The sequence below is a fragment of the Xylanibacter ruminicola 23 genome (genome assembly GCF_000025925.1).
Taxonomy (GTDB): domain Bacteria; phylum Bacteroidota; class Bacteroidia; order Bacteroidales; family Bacteroidaceae; genus Prevotella; species Prevotella ruminicola.
Genome location: NC_014033.1, coordinates 2,900,326 through 2,919,786 on the forward strand (window position 1 = coordinate 2,900,326; position 19,461 = coordinate 2,919,786).

At 46.7% G+C, this 19,461-nt stretch carries 17 protein-coding genes; 10 read left to right on the plus strand and 7 right to left on the minus strand.

Annotated elements, in window-relative coordinates; genetic code table 11:
• Positions 1 to 2 precede the first annotated feature (2 nt).
• Genes PRU_RS12375 through PRU_RS12385 form a run of 3 tightly spaced genes read right to left on the minus strand, consistent with a single transcriptional unit; the run spans position 3 to position 3,840 of the window.
• Complete coding sequence (locus PRU_RS12375) at positions 3 to 878, minus strand: DMT family transporter (protein ID WP_013064324.1); 876 nt, start codon at positions 876 to 878, stop codon at positions 3 to 5.
• Entirely contained in the window at positions 878 to 2,305 is a 1,428-nt protein-coding gene (locus PRU_RS12380) for an alanine/glycine:cation symporter family protein (protein WP_013064032.1), read from the minus strand. The genes PRU_RS12375 and PRU_RS12380 overlap by 1 nt, the downstream gene beginning before the upstream one ends.
• A 20-nt stretch (positions 2,306 to 2,325) precedes the next feature.
• Positions 2,326 to 3,840, minus strand: a complete 1,515-nt coding sequence (locus PRU_RS12385) for an SLC13 family permease (protein ID WP_013064800.1) — start codon at positions 3,838 to 3,840, stop codon at positions 2,326 to 2,328.
• A gap of 131 nt (positions 3,841 to 3,971) precedes the next feature.
• Between PRU_RS12385 and PRU_RS12390 the strand changes: the two genes are divergently transcribed.
• Positions 3,972 to 4,868: a DMT family transporter gene (locus PRU_RS12390; protein WP_013063987.1), complete on the plus strand. Its 897-nt coding sequence runs from the start codon at positions 3,972 to 3,974 to the stop codon at positions 4,866 to 4,868.
• Here the strand turns inward: PRU_RS12390 and bcp are convergent.
• Positions 4,857 to 5,309, minus strand: a complete 453-nt coding sequence (gene bcp, locus PRU_RS12395; protein ID WP_028902714.1) for a thioredoxin-dependent thiol peroxidase — start codon at positions 5,307 to 5,309, stop codon at positions 4,857 to 4,859. The genes PRU_RS12390 and bcp overlap by 12 nt on opposite strands.
• A 25-nt stretch (positions 5,310 to 5,334) precedes the next feature.
• Positions 5,335 to 6,783: an ATP-binding protein gene (locus PRU_RS12400; RefSeq protein ID WP_033150663.1), complete on the minus strand. Its 1,449-nt coding sequence runs from the start codon at positions 6,781 to 6,783 to the stop codon at positions 5,335 to 5,337.
• Between the two features lie 405 nt (positions 6,784 to 7,188).
• On the opposite strand from PRU_RS12400, the gene PRU_RS12405 reads away from it, so the two are divergent.
• The 3 genes from PRU_RS12405 (at position 7,189) to PRU_RS12415 (ending at position 10,798) form a co-directional block, all read left to right on the plus strand.
• Positions 7,189 to 9,207 (plus strand): TonB-dependent receptor, encoded by a 2,019-nt coding sequence (locus PRU_RS12405; RefSeq protein WP_049769163.1) that lies wholly within the window; start codon positions 7,189 to 7,191, stop codon positions 9,205 to 9,207.
• Positions 9,208 to 9,383: 176 nt separating this feature from the next.
• Positions 9,384 to 10,505: an AAA family ATPase gene (locus tag PRU_RS12410; RefSeq protein ID WP_013064367.1), complete on the plus strand. Its 1,122-nt coding sequence runs from the start codon at positions 9,384 to 9,386 to the stop codon at positions 10,503 to 10,505.
• Positions 10,506 to 10,537: 32 nt separating this feature from the next.
• Positions 10,538 to 10,798 carry a cyclic nucleotide-binding domain-containing protein gene (locus PRU_RS12415; RefSeq protein WP_013063580.1) on the plus strand — a complete coding sequence of 87 codons (261 nt, stop codon included), beginning with the start codon at positions 10,538 to 10,540 and terminating at the stop codon, positions 10,796 to 10,798.
• 11 nt (positions 10,799 to 10,809) lie between these two features.
• On the opposite strand, the gene PRU_RS12420 is transcribed toward PRU_RS12415, so the two are convergent.
• Positions 10,810 to 11,496 carry a response regulator transcription factor gene (locus PRU_RS12420; protein ID WP_013064614.1) on the minus strand — a complete coding sequence of 229 codons (687 nt, stop codon included), beginning with the start codon at positions 11,494 to 11,496 and terminating at the stop codon, positions 10,810 to 10,812.
• Positions 11,483 to 12,553, minus strand: a complete 1,071-nt coding sequence (locus PRU_RS12425; RefSeq protein ID WP_177168172.1) for a sensor histidine kinase — start codon at positions 12,551 to 12,553, stop codon at positions 11,483 to 11,485. The genes PRU_RS12420 and PRU_RS12425 overlap by 14 nt, the downstream gene beginning before the upstream one ends.
• A 582-nt stretch (positions 12,554 to 13,135) precedes the next feature.
• Here PRU_RS12425 and PRU_RS12430 point away from each other — a divergent pair.
• From PRU_RS12430 to PRU_RS12455, 6 genes are all read left to right on the plus strand, one after another.
• Complete coding sequence (locus PRU_RS12430) at positions 13,136 to 14,032, plus strand: GLPGLI family protein (protein ID WP_041386226.1); 897 nt, start codon at positions 13,136 to 13,138, stop codon at positions 14,030 to 14,032.
• Between the two features lie 6 nt (positions 14,033 to 14,038).
• On the plus strand, positions 14,039 to 16,591 hold the full coding sequence (locus PRU_RS12435) for a carboxypeptidase-like regulatory domain-containing protein (protein ID WP_013064707.1): 2,553 nt from the start codon (positions 14,039 to 14,041) through the stop codon (positions 16,589 to 16,591).
• A 376-nt stretch (positions 16,592 to 16,967) separates the two neighbouring features.
• Entirely contained in the window at positions 16,968 to 17,228 is a 261-nt protein-coding gene (locus tag PRU_RS12440) for a type II toxin-antitoxin system HicA family toxin (protein WP_041386227.1), read from the plus strand.
• A 13-nt stretch (positions 17,229 to 17,241) separates the two neighbouring features.
• Complete coding sequence (locus tag PRU_RS12445; protein WP_013065230.1) at positions 17,242 to 17,583, plus strand: type II toxin-antitoxin system HicB family antitoxin; 342 nt, start codon at positions 17,242 to 17,244, stop codon at positions 17,581 to 17,583.
• A gap of 250 nt (positions 17,584 to 17,833) precedes the next feature.
• Positions 17,834 to 18,139: a helix-turn-helix transcriptional regulator gene (locus PRU_RS12450; protein WP_049769165.1), complete on the plus strand. Its 306-nt coding sequence runs from the start codon at positions 17,834 to 17,836 to the stop codon at positions 18,137 to 18,139.
• Positions 18,140 to 18,145: 6 nt separating this feature from the next.
• On the plus strand, positions 18,146 to 19,444 hold the full coding sequence (locus tag PRU_RS12455; protein WP_013064345.1) for a type II toxin-antitoxin system HipA family toxin: 1,299 nt from the start codon (positions 18,146 to 18,148) through the stop codon (positions 19,442 to 19,444).
• Positions 19,445 to 19,461 lie beyond the last annotated feature (17 nt).

The window sequence follows — 19,461 nt, forward strand, 5'->3', positions numbered from 1 at the left end:
GTTTATTTTTTAGGTCCCAGTGCCCGTCGGGTTTGCAACAGCACACTGAGCAGTATCAGGGCGATGCCGATATAGAACGAGAAGTTTATCTCGCGGCCCTCGCCAAAAATCAGGAATGCTAATATAATGGTATAGCAAGGCTCCAGGTTATACGTCAGGTTTACCGTAAAGGCCGAGAGTCGCTTCAGTGCCTGTATCTGTAGCAGATACATACCCACCGTGCAGAACAGCGCATGACAGAGCATCAGCCACAGGTTAGTACCATCGGGAATAACCACCACAGGCTGGTTGCTGGGGAAGAAAGCCAGGTAGATGGGGATGATCATCGATACCAGCACGATACCACCCGACATCTGGTACATCAGCACCGTACGACTACGCACACCCACGCTTGCCTTTTTATTGCAGATGGCATAGAGCGCACACACGGCACTCGACACCACACCAATGCCGATACCATAGCGGTAACGGGCATCTAATGAAAAAATGCACAGCACACCCAGCACGGTAATGAGCGAGAACACCAACTCGGTAACCGACAGCTTGCGATGGTATATCAGCGGCTCGAAAAGGGCTGTAAAAAAGCCTACCAACGAGAAACAGATAACACCAATCGACACGTTCGAGGCCTTGATGCTACTGTAAAACAGTATCCAGTGCAAACCTAACAGCGCACCGCAACCGCACAGTTGCAGAAACTTACGCCATCCCACACGTGGCAGTCCAGTAAACACCAGCAGGATTGCACTCGTAAACAGCATACGGTACCACACAATATCAACCTCGTTCAGGGTAATCAGTCGTCCAAACAGGCCCGTAAAGCCTGCCAACAGCACACTCAGATGCAGTTGTATAAATCCACGTTGTGTTTCGTTCATCACTCCCAGCACTCTAATTCGTTTTCTAACTCAGGTAACTGACTGCGGTGGAACATGGGTTCCTTAATGCCTGCACGCTTCTGCTGGCGGTAATCATCAAGCAGCCGGAAAGCATAACGTCCCAACAGCACAATCGCTATCAGGTTACAAGCTGTAAGGAAAGCCATAAAAAAGTCAACGATGTTCCACACCAGTTCAAAGCTGGCCAACGCGCCAAAAATCACCATCACACCAGCCGAACAGATGCGGTAGGTTGTCATCACCTGTGCATTCGACGTAATGAAACGGATATTTGCCTCGCCGTAATAGTAGTTGCCGATGATACTCGAGAAGGCAAACAGGAAGATGGCAATAGCCACGAATATCGGTCCTAACGCACCTACCTCACTCTGCAAAGCCGACTGCGTGAGTGCGATACCATTCAGCTCTGGCACCTCGTACAGACCGCTAATCAAAATGATGAACGCCGTACACGAGCAAACCAGCAAGGTATCGGTAAACACGCCCAAGGCCTGAATCAAGCCCTGCTTAACGGGGTGCGATACAGCTGCTGTAGCAGCCACGTTAGGTGCACTACCCTCGCCCGCCTCGTTCGAGAACAAGCCACGCTTCACACCATTCATAATCGTAGCACCAATACCACCACCAGCTATCTGGTGTATGCCAAAGGCATCTTCTACAATCACCTTAAACACATGTGGTATATGCTCTATGTTCATGGCAATAATCACAATGGCCAGAACCACATAGCCGATAGCCATCACAGGCACCAGCACCGCACTTACATGGGCAATACGCTGAATACCGCCAAACACGATAAACAAGCCCAGAACTGCCAATGCAATACCCACCCATACAGGATTCCAGCCAAAGGCCTCCTGCATGGCACCACAAATGGTGTTAGCCTGGATTGAGTTGTTCGACAGTCCGAACTGCAGCGTAATCAGCACCGCAAACGTAATGGCCATCCATCGCTGGTGCAAGCCATGCTGGATATAGTACGCAGGACCGCCGATAAACGAGTCCTTATGTTTCTGCTTAAACAGCTGGGCCAAGGTAGATTCTACAAAAGCCGTAGCCGATCCGATAAGGGCGATAATCCACATCCAGAACACGGCACCAGGTCCACCGATGGCAATGGCCGAAGCCACACCAGCCAGGTTGCCCGTACCCACACGCGTGGCCACACTCACGGCAAAAGCCTGAAACGAGGAGATATGCTTACGCTTGCCCTCTGTACCTTGATTCTTAACTTGGTCACCTACTGTATCAACAGCCGAATCGGTTAGCAACCTGAGCATCTCGCCCACCATCCGGAACTGCACAAAGCGTGTTTTAATAGTAAACCACACGCCACAGCCTACCAGCGCGGCAATCAGCACATAGCCCCAAACGGCATCATTAATCTGAGTAATCAGTTCGTTCATTTATGTTTAGTTCGTATTGTTTATTGCAAGGGTGTTAGTGGATAAATAATGTTCACTATAAATATGTTAGCTGCCAGTATGATAAGGTTCATCAGCAGTCCTATACGCATAAAATCGCTGAATCGGTAACCACCAGGACCGTACACCAGCATGTGTGTAGGCGATCCGATAGGTGTGGCAAAGCTACTGCTCACGCTCACCATCAGGGCTATCAGGAATGGGTATGGCTCGTACCCCAACTTCTCGGCAGCCTCGTACATGATGGGGAAGAACATGGCACCGGCAGCAGTGTTTGATATAAACTCGGTGATAAACGTACCCACAAAGCAGATGGCAGTCATCACCACTATCGGGTTGGTACCACACACATCCAGAATACCCATGGCCAGGCGTTCGGCAATACCCGTTTTCTGGATAGCCAGTCCCAGCACCACGCTACCAGCAAACACCATCAATATGTCCCAGTTAATAGCGCGCATGGCCTGGTCGGGCGTACAGCAGTGCAGTATCATCATGGCAGCAGCGGCAATAAAGGCACAGTGCAGCAGTGGCATAATACCCAAGGCCGATACTGTTACCATCGCTATCATAATCAGCGCCGATATCAGTGTTTTGCTACCCACGTTAATCACCTCGTCGCCAACCTGCAAGCCACGCTCCTGGGCCAGCTGCAGTATATCTTTAATATGTCCGGCGTATGTCAGATGGTCACCTCCCATCACAAACTCGTTCTTGCTCAGCGCTACGGGTACATTATCAAAGTGTCGGATCCTGATCAGTCGGCCGCCCTTCACATCGTACAGGCCAGCATAGTCGAGTGTCTCGCCAATAAACTTGTTGCTCGATGGCACCAGTAACTCTACGGTATATTCGGCTGTATCCTCAAAATCCGACTCGGGTGCTTTTCTATCGGGCAACAGCTTACGCATGGCAATAATGCTCAGCACACCTACCAGCAAGCAGAACAAGCCTGGTATCGTAGTTGCCAACACGTTCATCACATGGCCCGTCTTATCGGCATACAGTCCACTGATAATCAGGTTGGGCGGTGTACCAATCAGCGTACACACACCACCCATACCCGAGGCATAACTCAGAGGGATAAGCAGCTTTGAGGGCGAGATGCCCAGCTTTTTCGACCACATTTTCACGATGCCCACAAACATGGCCACCACCGTGGTATTACTCAAGAACGAACTCAGTCCGGCCACTGGCAGCATCAGTCGTATCACGGCCTTGCCGTAGCTGTTGGGTTGCCCTAACAGGTTTTTCACTATCCATTGCAGCACGCCGGTATAGGTAAGACCAGCCACTACCACAAACAATACTCCGATAACCACTACCGACGAAGAACTGAAGCCCGAAAACGCCTCTTTAGCATCGAGCACCCCTGTAACAAGCAATATGCCGATAGCAGCTAAAAACACTACATCAGCACGTAACTTAGTTACTAACAGCGTCGTAAACATACCCAACACTGTAATGATTGTAATCCAAGCATGGAGATTAAACCCCCATAACAGTTCTGTTTCCATGATTTATCAGATTTGCTTATGTAACATGCGGACAAAGGTACGTTTTTTCACCGAAAAGTGCAAGCAAATCTTGCTTTTTTTGCTAAACATGGGAAAATAGTTGTATCTTTGCACCCATAAACTTACTTAATATGAAGCGATTTCTACCTCATCTTATAGCATTTATAGTGGTGGCCATCTGGGGCGTCACGTTTGTGTGCACTAAACTGTTGTTGCTGGGCGGACTAACTGCAGCCCAGATATTTATTCTGCGATTTATTATCGCCTACTTGCTGTTGTTAGGCTATAGCCTGTCAAAGGGCATCCACTGGCTCAGCAACAGTTGGCGCGACGAGCTCAACATGATGGCTTTGGGTGTATTTGGCGGATCGCTCTACTTCCTCACCGAGAATAGCGCCATGAACTACACCACAACCACCAACACCAGCATCATCGTGAGTCTGTGCCCCCTGTTTGCATCAGCCATCATCGGTGCTTTCTATAAAACCGAGCGCCTTAATCGCTGGCAAACCGCTGGCACTGTTATGGCGTCATTGGGTGTTATCATGGTGGTGATGAACGGTCATTTTGTGCTCCACCTCTCGCCTTTGGGCGATGCGCTGGCCTTTGGTGCCTGCATGTGCTGGGCGTTCTACAGTCTGCTGATTATCCCCGTTAGCAAGCGTTACCCCACGGTGTTCATTACCCGCAAGGTATTCTTTTACGGTCTGCTGTCCATGATACCCTATATCATCCTGCATCCCGACCTCAACATCCAGCTGGTCATCAACAAGCCCACGCTGTTAGCCAACCTATTGTTCCTGGGTTGTGTAGCCTCCATGCTCTGCTACGTGGCATGGAACTGGGTACTTAAGCGTTTGGGGGCCGTGGTTGCCACCAACTACGTGTATCTCAATCCCGTTACCACCATCGTGTTTGCCTGGATGGTTCTTAACGAGCAGATTACCGTATGGTTTATCATCGGTACTGTACTCATTCTGTACGGCATGTACCTGGTAAACACCAAGCGCCCCAAGTTATCGGCTTAGTATCTGCTCGGCGTGCTCCTTGGTCTTTACCTGCTTGCCGGCAAATATCTGCTCAATCACACCCTCCTCGTTAATAATAAAGGTGGTACGTATGGTGCCCTCGGTTTTCTTACCGTACATCACCTTCTCGCCCCAGGCACCCATTGCCTGCAGCAGTTCCTTGTCAACATCCGCAATCAACGGGAAAGGCAGTTCGTGCTTCTCCTTAAACTTCACGTGCGATGCTGCCGAGTCCTTACTCACACCCACCACCTCGTAGCCTGCCCCTTGCAGTTCGTTATAATGGTCGCGCAAACTACAAGCCTCAGCCGTACAGCCGCTGGTATTATCTTTTGGATAAAAGTACAACACCAACTTACGTCCACGATAATCACTCAAACGGATATCCCGTCCCTGTTCATCCTTGCCCAGAATCTCTGGCGCCTTATCACCAATATTCATACGCATTATAGTTTTATGTTCTCAATCAATATTTCTTTTGCTCTATTGTATTATAACCCAATAAATAGGCATATAGGGCCGACGGCATGAACGTCAAGTTACAATTCTCCATATTTTTAATTCCATACTTTGTACGAGAAGAGACTATTGCCGACACCAGATGATTCTTATCCATAAATGAAAGTAAGGATTTTAGTTCACTTGGCACATCGAAATAACGGTCAGACCATTTCATCTCAACAGCCCATATTGGCTTTTGGCGTAGTCGGTCAAGTCCCACCATATCCACCTCACCATTTTCTCGTCCCATCTTCCAATTTGCATAAAAAACTTCCTCATCATCCCGTTGAATACGCTGGGCAAAAAGAGCAGTCTCTACCATACTTCCCAAAGTCTTATCTGTCTCCGTCAATGGCGAGAAAAGGGCACATCGTAAAGACGGATTTGTAAGATATATCTTAAACTGGGTTATTCGCTGCATCCGCTTTGCATTAGCATCAACACGATGAATTACCTTAATAAGGAATGCACTTTCCAAATAACTGATATACTTGCGGATAATATCTTTACGGATGCCAGACTCCTGAGACATCTCTTCATAAGAAAATTCACAACCAGAGCGATAGGCGATATGGATAAACAAGCGATATAATTCTTGTGTATCATTGATACCATAAAGGCTAGGAAGGTCTTTAAGCATCACCTTATCAACAATATCACGTCGCATATAACGTCCTGGGTCTTGCTGAATTTCTTTCGAGAAAACAACCTCAGGATAACCACCATAATTAATATAGCGTATGAAATGCTCATTCAATTGTGATATATCTATGGTGTCAAAAGCATTAAACACTTGCTGGTTCCACTCTATCTTTTTAGGAACTATCAGTCGATCAAGCTCCTGGAGATGGATATACTCGTTAAAAGTAAGTGGAGGTAATGCAAAGTCATGGAAACGCCCGGCGCCACTCTCGGTACTCTTCATCTTCAGTGCAGCAGCAGCCGAACCAGATACAATAAACCGAGTTGAACGATAGGTATCAACTAATGATTTTAAATGTAGTTCCCAATCCTTCAAATACTGAACCTCATCGTAGAACACATACAAACCTTGATCTGTTGGTTGTTTCGCAAGAGATTTCTTTGCGATATTCAACAGCATTTCAAGCGACATTCCATTATATATAGGTGTATCTATAGAAAGGTAGATAATGCTTTGTGGATTAACACCATCATTTATCAAGCGTTCTACTGTATGATAAATCATAATGGTCTTACCTACTCGTCTTGGTCCCATCAGAACTATGCCACGTCTGACATCAACATCCTTAACAACTTTGTAGAAGGAATCGAGGTATAGACGGCTTTTCATTTGGTGAATATCATCGGGAATTTTCCCAGATGTCCACCAAGGATTATCCATTCTCATCCTTTCAATAACTTGCCTTTCTAACTCTTCAATTTCTATTTTCATAATTATAACACCTTTTTCAATGGCAAATATACATAGAATAAGTGACATTTACAAGTAAAAGCATAAAAAACATATCTTAATTTAACATTTTTGTTGAAATAAGACGTTTTTACCGTGCTTATTTTGACAATTTGGTAAAAATAAGCACTAAATATCAAAAATCAAGTCTTATTTTAGCGAGATACAGAAAAGTGCCCGTGCAACTCGGTATAATGGTCGCGCGGCAAAATTAGTATTACTACTGTCAGGCTACTTCGGCAAACAACCCATCATCAAGTAATAAAACACATATAGACTGACTATCAGATAGATAGCCGCCTGTCAGACAAATGTCAGACAAATGTCAGGAAGAAAATTCTTCTAATAACTTATCTCTTCATACCTTTGCAGGAAAAAAGTAAATGTATGAAGAGATTATTGTTTTTATGGATGCTAACTGCATCAATGATGGCTTTTGCACAGAAGGAAGTGGAATTACAGGAAGTTACCGTACAGGGCTCTAAGGTAGTGCAACGGGTTGACGGTCAAACCATCCATCCCACACGTCAGCAGTTGGAGAGTAGTACCAACGGCTATTCACTATTGTCGAAACTGACGTTACCCCATCTGCGTGTTGACCCCGTGATGCACAGCGTTACCGCACTCTCAAACCTTGGTAGTGTGCAGGTGCGCATCAACGACATCGCGGCATCGAAAGAGGATCTTCTTGCACTCGACATAAAAGCCGTACAACATATTGATTACATCGACAATCCTGGAGTCAGGTATGGTGAAGGTGTAGCCTATGTCATCAACATCATCGTGAAGAACCCCGTCAGCGGATACAACATCGGGGCAGACCTTACAAACACACTAACATCCGTGAATGGTGATGAGAGTGTCTATGGAAAAATCAACTATGGAAAGAGCGAATTCGGAGTAAACTACTCGCTGGGTTATCAAAACTTTGAGGGAACGGAATATGAAGAAAAGACGACATACGAACTGGAACCGGGGACGGAGTACAATGTATTACGCCAACAGTTAGAGGGACAGAATAAGAGCCTCGACCACAAAATTCAACTGACGTATAGCCTTAGCGACTCGAACTACGTGTTCCAGTCTAAGCTCTCTGCCCATCGAGACATTCAGCCCGAAAGGTCGTTAGCTAAGTTCGAGACTTACGAAGACCATTCCTCGTCCCGTACCTCATCTCCCGTACTCGACCTCTATTTCCATCGAGATTTCAAACGTCACCAGTCACTTACTGCCAATGCTGTGGGAACGTATATCCATACCGATAGCTATTCAGAGCATAACGAAGGCGGCAACTATGCCTATAACGTGATAGGAAAGACGTATTCGCTCTGGACTGAGGCCATCTATGAAAACCGTCTGAAACCCTTTACAATCTCTTTGGGTACACAGTATGGACAGAAATATATAGATAATGTATATTTTGGCGATGCAAACGCTTCCAACTCAATGCGGTCATCAATGATGTATTTCTTCGGTCAGTTGAAAGGACGCTTGGGCAAATTCGGATATATGGGAGGCTTGGGCATGAGTACTCGTTACTATCGACAGGCAAATTGGAATGATCGCTTCCTGCTGTTCCGCCCTAAGATGACGCTTGCCTATCCGTTGGCTAAGCATCTGAAAGTAAAATACGACTTCGAGGTGTCGCAGCACGTATCGCAGATTGCACTCGTCAGTGATGTCTGTATCAAACAGAATGCGATGGAAACACTGGTGGGCAATCCTGAGATTATGCCGAATCGTGTAACCTCTCACGATCTTCGACTAACCTACTCCACGCCTAAAATTATGAGCGAACTACAGGGCTACTGGCGACTTAATGCCAACTGTAATATGGAGAAATATACCCGTCAGGATGAACATTTCTATCAGACTCAGACAAACGCTGGTAATGAATGTAGTTTCTTCTTCATCCAGAGTTACAACCGATGGGAAGTCATTTCTGAGCATCTCTCCGCAACCGTATATGGCGGCATCTACCGTTTCTTCAACTTCACAGACGACTATCGTCATACCTATACAGCTTTCAACGGAGGTGCCAACATAGAAGCCTACCTTGGCAAGTGGACACTGACGGCTTACGCTGATAATGGATGGAACTTTATGGAGGGAGAGCATCGTGGCCATCAACCAGCCGCTTGGTATCTCACGGCTTCTTACCAGATGAAGAAGAACATCACTCTTTCCCTATATGCCCAGCACCCATTCTGCTCAAATCCGCTCAGACATAAGACGGAAGTTCTTAGCCGATATATCCACAAAGAGGCATCACAGCACAGCCGCGATTTGGGCAATATGCTAACACTCAATTTCACATGGCGTTTCTCGTCAGGTCGTAAATATCGGGAGATTCAGCGCACTATGAACCATCGGGATACAGAGACAGGAATCTTACAAAGCGAATAAGAAAGGCTATCACCTAATGTTAAAAAATGCAGAAAGTTTCTACATACTATACCTTCGTGTGTCAAATTTATGATTATCATTTTTTTGATTATCATTTTTTTGATAAAAAGCTTTGTTTGTATTTGATAATTGCTTATCTTTGCAGCCGAAAAGGTAATTATCAAGGATAAAAGAGTATGAAAAATCCGTTTGTAACCAAAGGATATGCAGGGCCCGAATACTTCTGCGACAGAGTACAAGAGACTGTGGATTTGGTAAAGTTGCTTACCAATGACAACAACATGGCCTTGATATCTCCTCGGCGACTAGGCAAAACAGATTTGATCCATCATTGTTTTGCACAGCCTGAAATTAAGGAAAAGTACTATACGTTTATCATCGATATATATGCCACAAGCTCTTTAGCCGACTTTGTAAGTCTTCTAGGACAGGCTATACTCGATGAATTAAAACCACGCGGCAGGAAGACTTGGGAGAAATTTGTTGGCACCCTTAAGTCCATACAGCAGCAGATTTCTTTCGATATGAATGGCAATCCTGTATGGGGAGTTGGCTTGGGTGCATATACTAATCCTGCAATTACTCTCGACGAGATATTCGTCTATCTTAAAACGGCTGACAAGCCTTGTTTGGTTGCTATCGATGAATTTCAGAAGATAACAGAGTATCCAGACGGTCAAAATGTAGAAGCTGCACTGAGAACACATATCCAAAGATGCCCAAATGCAACATTTTTGTTTGCAGGTTCCAAGCGACATCTTATGGGTGAGATTTTCCTGTCGCCGTCACGTCCGTTCTATCAGTCGGTCATTACAATGGGGCTTTCTCCTATTCCCATCGAAAAGTATAAAGAGTTTGCCTGCGCTCAATTCGAGAAATGTGGAAAGTCAATCCAGCCTGATGTAGTAGACATCGTTTATCAGCGATTTGATGGAATAACATCTTATCTGCAGCGTCTGATGAACGTGCTATTTCTAAATACCGCACAAGGCGAAACGTGTAGTAAAGATATGATCGACGTTGCTATCAACTACATCTTGGATCTGTATACAGAGTATTACGACACGCTGTTGGCCCAGATGTCAGAGAAGCAGCGCAACGTGTTTTTAGCCATAGCCTGCGAGCGAAGAGTGAAGAGCGTATCGGGTGGTGCTTTTGTGCGGAAATATCATTTGCAATCGCCAAGTTCTGTTATGTCTGCATTAAGAGGCCTTCTCGACAAAGATCTCATTACCCAGGAAAATGGTGAGTATTTTGTTTACGACCTGTTCTTCCAATTGTGGATAGAGAGAAAATAATCTTTGCGGCAGAAAACGTATGAGGACTGACAATGGAACAGAAATTCAGCAATAACAGCATTGACCTTCAGGTGCTGCGTGCCATCATTGCCGAGCACATTCTCTTCCAGTTCCGTTCGCGTTACCTCGACCTACATTGCGCCACGGCCCGCGAGCGCTACGAATTGCTGCTACGTCGTTGCCCCGGCATCGTGCATCACCTTGCCTTGCAGGACCTCGCCTCTTTTCTCTGCGTCACGCCCAATTACCTGAGCACCATCCGCAAGGATATCACGTTCGAAACGAAAAAATAGCGCCACTTTCTTTAAGTAGATTCTATCACCTCCAACCTATACCCTCGCTTCTTGAGTGACACGATAGAGATGCTGGTGTCGGGTTCGAGCATTTTGCGGATATAGGTTATCTGGACGTTGAGGGCGAGGGAGTTGGCGTAACTATCGTTTCCCCAGACATGTTCCAGCAGATAGGAGCGCTCTACGGTCTGACCGATATGCTGGGCCAGAATGGCGAGGATATCCGACTGGCGGGCAGAGAGGTGCTGCACCGTTCCGGCATACTCAATCGTGGAGAGGTTGCTGTCGAAAATGGTCTGGCCGATGGTCATGCGCGATGGTAACGAAGCCTGGCGATGCTCGAAACGCTCACGAATCTTGGCAATCAGTTCTTCGGGATAGAACGGTTTGGGGATATAGTCATTACCTTTCAAGTCGAAGCCTTTCAGGCGGTCGGCCTTTTCCGTCCGGTCGGTGAGGAAGAAGATTAGCACGTCGCGGTCTTGCTCACGGATCTTTCGCGCCAACTCGAAACCGTTTATCAGCGGCATATTGATATCGAGCAAGACCAAATCGGGCTTGGTTGTAGTAAATGCTTCCCAACCTTTATGCCCATTCTCGGCATAGTCCACTTCATAGCCCTCCACCTCCAGGAACTTCCTTAACAACTCCGAGTTCTGGCGGTCATCGTCAACGAGCAGTATTCTAATCTTTTCCATCCGTCTGCGGTATTAAAATGGTGAATGTCGTACCCTCGCCCTCAATGCTTTCAAATGTAATCGTTCCGCCATGGGCTTCGACCAGAAGTTTTACATAACTCAGTCCAAGCCCGATGCCGGGGATGGCCTGGTCCTTTGCCGACTCGCTGCGGTAGAACTTGTCAAACACATAACGCTGGTCGGCCTTTGCAATGCCGATGCCATTGTCCGCCACGCTGATTTGCACCATCCCGGCCTCACGCATCAGGAAGTCAATCCTGATAGTCACGGCCTCACGGGAGTATTTAATGGCATTCTCCAGCAGGTTGCAGACGATGTTTGACAGATGCATACGGTCGGCCTGTATCTCCAAATCGTCCTCGGCCACAATCTCCATCCTCACATCCTTGTCCGACGGGATATTCTGCTTGCCGATACATTCCTCCATCAGACTGCGAAGCGAAAAGCGAGACTTCACCAAAGGAATTTCGGTGGAATCGCTGAACGTGATGTCGCGCAGTTTCGAGAAATACGAAGTCAGGTTGTCCAGTTCATTGTGCGAACTTGCCAGTATGCGCTGCTTGCTCTCCCCGTCCTGCATCATCCGCTCGTTGCCCATAAACGACACACACATCTTCAGCGTCGATATAGGCCGTTTCAGTTCATGGATCATCGTGTGCAGAAACTCCTGCCGGATAGCCTCTATGTGCCGTTGCTTGCGGATGGTCAGTATCTGATAGACCAGACAGAAGATAAGGAACAGCGATAGCAGCACGGTTATGAGTAGCGTATAGGCCATCCTGCGGATGACGGGTGATATACTGATGGCTGTCTTCACCACGACCTGTTGCCCCTCAAAGATATCGTAAGGGAACGAGACCGTCATCACAGGTTGCCAGATGGAAGTATGTGGCTGCATCGACGGTTGCCACACCATCGTATCGGTTTTCGTGGTAGTGATGCTTTGTGCCGTGATACCTTTTGAACGTAGAATACTGTCGAGCCTTTCTTTTTGGAACGGATGCTGATGGTCAACAGTGAAGCGGTTTAGTGCTTCAACCAATTGGCTTGTTCCCATGTCTTCGTTTTTCTTGCTGTTACAAGTAAACACAAAGTATTCCAAGCCTTCGGGCAACTCCGCAGGATGGTCGTCGAGGAGGCTGGCTATATACTCCAATAGATATGTATGGGCATCTGCTCCTTTGGGAATGGGGAGAGAATAATGTAGCGTATCAAGCGCAAAGATTTCATACCTCCATGTCTCAACAACATCGTCCCCCTTTATTTCGCTTGTTTTCCTTAAACGGTTACCATAGAACCTCGGAGAATACGGCAATGTTTTCCTGATTGCTATATCTTCTTCAGCACAGGCAATAATCGTGCTGTACAGTTCGCTTTTGTATTCTTCAAGCGATAGTTGATAACGGCTGTAAAGCCAATAGCCCTGCACGATGCTGTAGGCTACGATGGCGCAGATGGTCAGGCCATATATAAACTTGATTCTTCTTTCCATGCTGCAAAAGTACACATTTTATTATGAACCCGCGCCCGAAAGAATCCTAAAAAACCAAAACAGTAATAATTCAGTAATAATTATTTTCTTTTACGGGGTATAATAGACCTATCTTTGCACCCGATTTCACATCAAAACGTAAATAAAATGAAGAAAAGAGTATTATTTATCGCCCTCGCCTCTGCCCTTGTCAGCACAATGATGGCACAAGAAGTAGAGCACAGGAAGGAAGTGTATGTAATCAAGGCAGGCAAAGCCTCAGGCATCAGCACTGCTACACCCGTTGAGCAGAAAGAAATCGGCAAGGCAGTGATGGAGTTTATGTATGACTACAAGTACTTGACTGACACAACTGATGTCAGTCGGAACGAAACCGACCGAATGACACTGCAAGTGACTTATGGTATGTCGAAGTTCACGAGTTTCCGAGCCATGCAGATTGATTCACTTATTCGCGTCTCAACGGCAGAACAAATCCGGGCTAACCCTGACAGTTACATAGGTGGTGAAACGTTTAGCATCTACAAGAACTATCCGCAAGGGCGCTTCACCGTCATCGACAAGGTATCCACAGACTGGTTCCATTACGAAGAGGACATACCAGTGCAGGAATGGATACTGACCGACGATACGTGTAATATATTGGGCTATGAATGCAAGAGTGCTGTGTGTGACTTCCGTGGTCGACGGTGGACGGCATTTTATACCGACTCAGTTCCCGTTGCCGATGGACCGTGGAAGTTTGGTGGCCTGCCGGGGTTCATCATGCAGGTCTATGACGAGGGGCATCAGTATGAATTTACCTGTGTGGGCATAAACTCCAAAGCCGACCGAGTCATGACCATACCCGAAGTGCCGTTCAACAAGACCACTCGCCCCAAATTCTATGCCACCAAGTTAAGGTTTGACACCGATCCCTTCGGATATATGATGAATGTAAATGGTGTTAACGTGCAAGTGAAGGGTGCCGACGGCCAACCTCGCACTGACATCACTCAACCACGAACCTTGCAATACGACTACATCGAACGCGACTGGAAGTAATATCTGATGAAACGACTCGCCATCCTATTATTATACGTGTCCCTTCACCTGCCCCTCTGCTACGGACAGATGAAGGCTCTTGTTGGCTCTGTGACCGACGAGGAAAGTGGCGAACCTGTGGCTGGTGCCATCGTGCAGGCCGTCGGCGGCAAATACTACACTTTCACCACCAATGACGGGCGTTTCTCCTTAAAGGGTGAGGCACGACAAATCCGTGTGCAGTCAATGGGCTATCGTAGTATCGTCGTAGATGTTTCTGAAAGCCCTATGCACATCAAGATGAAGCCGGAGGCCACACAACTGAAAGACGTTATCATCAAAGCTCCCGACATTATCCAAAGAAGCGACACGCTGGTCTATTCCATGAGCAAGTGGGCGCAAAAACAAGACCGCAACATGGCCGATGTGCTACGTCGCTTGCCAGGTGTGGAGGTGGCAGAAGACGGAGGCATCAAGTACAACGGCGAGCCTATCAACAAGTTCTATATCGATGGCTCTGACTTTGTGAACGACCGCTACGGCGTGGCCACCAATAACATTTCTCCTGACGACGTGTCCAGCGTGGAGATTATGGAGAACCACCAGCCAGTGAAGGTGCTTGAAGGACTGGAGTTCTCACAGCAAGCCGGACTGAACATCAAACTTAAAGAAGCTGCCCGCGCCCGCTGGATTGGCATCCTGAATGGTGGCATGGGTGCCGAGCCTCTGCTCTACGACGCATCCCTGTTTGCCATGCGCATTGCCAAGAAATGGCAGAACATGGAAACACTGCGACTGAACGACACGGGATGGAACCCCAGCAGCCAGAGCCAGAGGCATACTGACAACACACTCCCAAGCAGTGGCTATAATGACAATCCGTGGCCTGACTATATCGCTATCGGCATCACCTCTGCGCCGCTTGACGAACTGCGCACCCGCGACAATCTTTCGTTTCTGGCACAGTCGAGCAATGCCCGTCATGTAGCCGATGGTCTTGATGTCAAACTGAATGCCACCTATCAAGCTGACCGCTTGGACTTCACCAATTCCTGCACCACTCGCTATTTCGACAAGAACATACCCTCGTTCTTAGAGCAGAACACTATGCGCAGCCACAAAAACCAGCTAAACGGCGAATGGTCACTGCAACTGAATCGACGTAATAACTATCTGAAGGACAATCTCAGCGTGGATGCCCTGTGGAATCGTGCTACATCTGCCGTCAGCGGTACGCAAACACTACAGCAACATTCTGACCTCCCATCTCTTGACATCACCAACGATTTGCAACTGGTTCGCCGAATCGACAGCCACCTACTGACCATCTCGTCGCACAACCGCTATGCCCATCGACCCCATTCGCTTACTGCCGATAGTATTAAGCAAGACCTCACCACTGATGACTTCCGCTCTGTTACTGAAGCCCGCTATGGCTGGCTACTCCGTCGATGGTCGTTCTATGCCCGTGGCGGCATCGACCTCAATCTGCACCGTTTCCAAAGCAGTCTCAGTGGTCTCATGCTGCCCGACTATCCTTTAGATGGCCGTCGAAACTTCACCGTCCTCAAAACTTACGCCTCGCCCGAAGCCCGCTATCAGCACCGCCGTTTGTGGCTGACGCTCTCACTGCCCATTGGCTATTATTATTATCATGTGGCAGACCGACTGGCAGACACCTCTACGGGAAAGCACTTGATGACTGTCTCGCCAATGGTCTATGTTCGCCACCAAATCACGGCCAAGACCGAACTCTCTGCTTATCTCAATTACAGTCTCCTGCCAGTCGCGCCAAGCAGTTATACGCAAACCGTCGTTATGTCTGACTTCCGAAACCTCACTTTTCAGACACCATCCACAGAAAGCATACGGCAACGTTCGGCTTTCGTTAGGCTTCGTTATCGAAACCCCATCACCTCGCTCTTTGCCAATCTCTCAGCCAAATACGAACAGGACTATCAGCCCCTGATGCAAAACCAGCTGTTCATCGGCGACCGCATTCTCAACGAATTTGTTGCTTTGGGTAACAACGTCTCCATCACTCAACTCAATGGTGGCATCAGCAAAGGTCTTTGGTCAGCCAAAATCACCGTAGGCATCGATGCGTCTTTTGGACATTCCCGAACCAGGATGATGCGTCAGAACGTGGAACAGCCTTACACCTCCACCTTCATCACTCTTGCGCCCAAGTTCACGGGCAAATTCACTCGCTGGCTCTCCACTGACTATCGCCTGACTTACACAAACAACCGATATCATGTGGATGCAGTAAAGGCCATCCACAGTGCTTTACGTCAAAACTTCTCCGTTACGTTCCTGCCTACCGATCAGTGGCATATTGCTTTCGGCGCAGAGCATTACTACACGCGTTTCTCCACCGACCAGACCGCCAGCATCGTTTTCCTCGATGCCTCTGTCCGCAGGCTTCTTTCCAAACACATTGACCTCGCTCTTGCCGCCACCAATCTCCTTGACGAAACTGACTATCGCTACACCTCCTTTGGCTCCCTCTCAGAATCTTTGTATTCTTTCAACATACGACCAAGAAATATCATCATCAAAATGCAAATCAAGATATAGTAACGATCACTTTATATCAAACTTTCAAAAAACAGTAAGGATTATGGAGAACCCGCCATCTCCCCCTGAACGCCATCGCCTCGTTCCTCTGCGTCACTCCCAACAATTGTCACGCATCCGCAAGGCCGTCACGTTTTCGGAGAAATAATTCCAAATATTCACAAAACCCCTGAACATTTGTTCAGACTTTCACCTCGGCAGACACTTTTTCGGTCTTGTCGGGGGCTTTTTTGTACCGTTTTACGTAACTTTGCCAAACAAAACTGATGAACAATGAAGAAAATGAACATCCCCTTCCGCCCAAAAACTATAAAAAAAACAAAAATAATTGAGAAAACATTTGGAGTTGCAACTAAATTTAGTTACCTTTGCGGCGATGAATAAGAAAGATAAACTCATAAAACGGTTTAAGACTCAACCTCGGGATTTTACTTTCGACGAGGTTGTTACATTGTTTCAGGGTTGTGGCTTCGAACTTGAACACAAAGGCTCTACATCAGGCTCGCGCGTCAAGTTCTACAATGCAAAGGACGAGAACTCGTACATCATGCACAAGCCCCATCCGAGCAATATTATAAAGGGTTACATGATGCGCGACATATTGAATTATCTATTAACCAATAATTATATTAAATAAGGAGGATAGTAATATGGGATATTTGAAGTATAAAGGTTACACAGGTAGTGTAGAATATAGCGAAGAAGACAAATGTCTGTTTGGAAAGGTGCAGGGAATGGCTAAGGATAGTATTACCTACGAAGGCTCAACTGTAGAAGAACTGACAAAGGACTTTGAGGAAGCTATAGATGATTATCTGGCATTATGTGAGGAGAAGGGTATTGAACCACGCAAGCCCTATTCTGGCGTGTTGAATGTCAGACTTACCCCAGAGATTCATAGCGGTGCAGCCATAGCAGCCCAGAAAGAAGGCATCACCATCAACGCGTTTATCAAGAACGCCGTTGCACGTGCATTAGGCATGGTGTTGTAAAACCTAACCAAGCCATCAAGTAAAACTCTTAACCTGAGTTAAGACCCACACCCTCGGTAGCCAGATTATGGGCTTTGCCGAGGGCTTTTTTGTGTCGTTTTACAAAACTCTTCCTAGTCAACTGGTCCAAAACCCAAGTCGAAGAGTAGTTGGTTAATTATTAAAATATTATAAATTAACCACGCTTTTGCTATTTAATTTGTAAGATATTAGAAATTATATTATCTTTGCAAACAAAAATAGGAACGATATGTGGACAGAACTAAGTGATCCTGCTATCCTGCAGAAAATGGGACGCAGAATACGTGATTATCGCATGCGTATGGAAATGACCCAAAGCGAACTGGCTGAAAAGTCGGGCGTAAGTATGGGAACAATCGTAAGAGTGGAACAGGGCAATCCTATATCCACCTTATTACTTATAAGCATCCTAAGGACCATGGGGCTACTCGAAAATCTGGAAGTTCTACTACCGGAACTCAGTATTAGTCCACTACAGATGCGAAAACTACAAGGTAAAAAGGTACAGAGAATAAGACATAAAAAAGAAGAATAAACGACAATGGACGATTTAATAGTCGACATAAAGCTATGGGGGAAAATGGTAGGCTCGCTGGCATGGGATAATGCTGCGGGTATGGCAGTGTTTGAATACGATAATGACTTTAGGCGTAATGGTATCGAACCCGCTCCTCTCACAATGCCATTATCTTTGGGAAATCGCCCTTTCTCTTTTCCCGCAAATAGAACAGACTGTTTTAAAGGTCTACCAGGATTAATTGCTGATGCTCTGCCAGATAAATTCGGAAATCAGATTATTACAGAGTGGTTTACTCGTCAGGGATTGCCTATAGGCGAGATAACACCATTAGAACGATTGTGCTATGTAGGACAGCGGGCTATGGGAGCCCTGGAATTTGAGCCAAGCAAGGCTTCTGACGTACTGAACGAGTCGACCGAGATTTATATCGACGAGTTAACACGATTGGCCGAGGATATATTTACAAAGCGCGAATCCTTTCAGGAACGCATGTTCCAGCAAGACAAGACTATACTCGATATTCTGCGTGTCGGTACATCGGCTGGTGGTGCTAAACCCAAAGCAATTATAGCCTACAACGAACAAACAAACGAAGTCCGCTCAGGACAGGTTAAAGCCCCTGATGGTTTTGGCTATTGGCTGCTTAAGTTTGATGGTGTTACATACTCAGAGCATGGTTCGATAATGGAAAATCCCCAGGGAATTGGAAATGTAGAGTATGCATATTATCAAATGGCCAAAGCTTGCGGCATAGATATGGCAGAGTGCAGATTGCTTACCGAAGGTGATAATCATCACTTTATGACTCGCCGTTTTGATCGTACCAACGATGGCGAAAAGATTCATATGCAGACGGTTGCAGGTCTGGCCCATCTCGACAGAGATCAACGCCATTCGTACGAAGAGATCTTCGGCATTATCCGTAAGATGAATCTTAATATGGATGCCACGCTACAACTGTATCGCAGGATGGTATTTAACGTAGTAGCCAGAAATAACGATGACCACACCAAGAATTTCTCGTTCCTGATGGATCGCCAAGGCAAATGGGAGTTAGCTCCTGCCTATGATCTATGCTATTCATATAAACCAGGCGGAAGATGGGTAGGACAACATCAGTTATCGCTTAATGGTAAACAAGACGAACATACACGCCAAGACCTGCTTACTGTTGGCGAAAAGATGGGAATCCGTCGTAGTTCAGAGATTATCGACGAGGTGATTGATGCAGTTAGCCATTGGCGTACTATCGCTCAAGACTCTGGCGTAAAAGATAGTCATATCACAGAAATAGAAAACAATCTTCTGCTATTGGCATAATGCAACCGCGCAGAGAA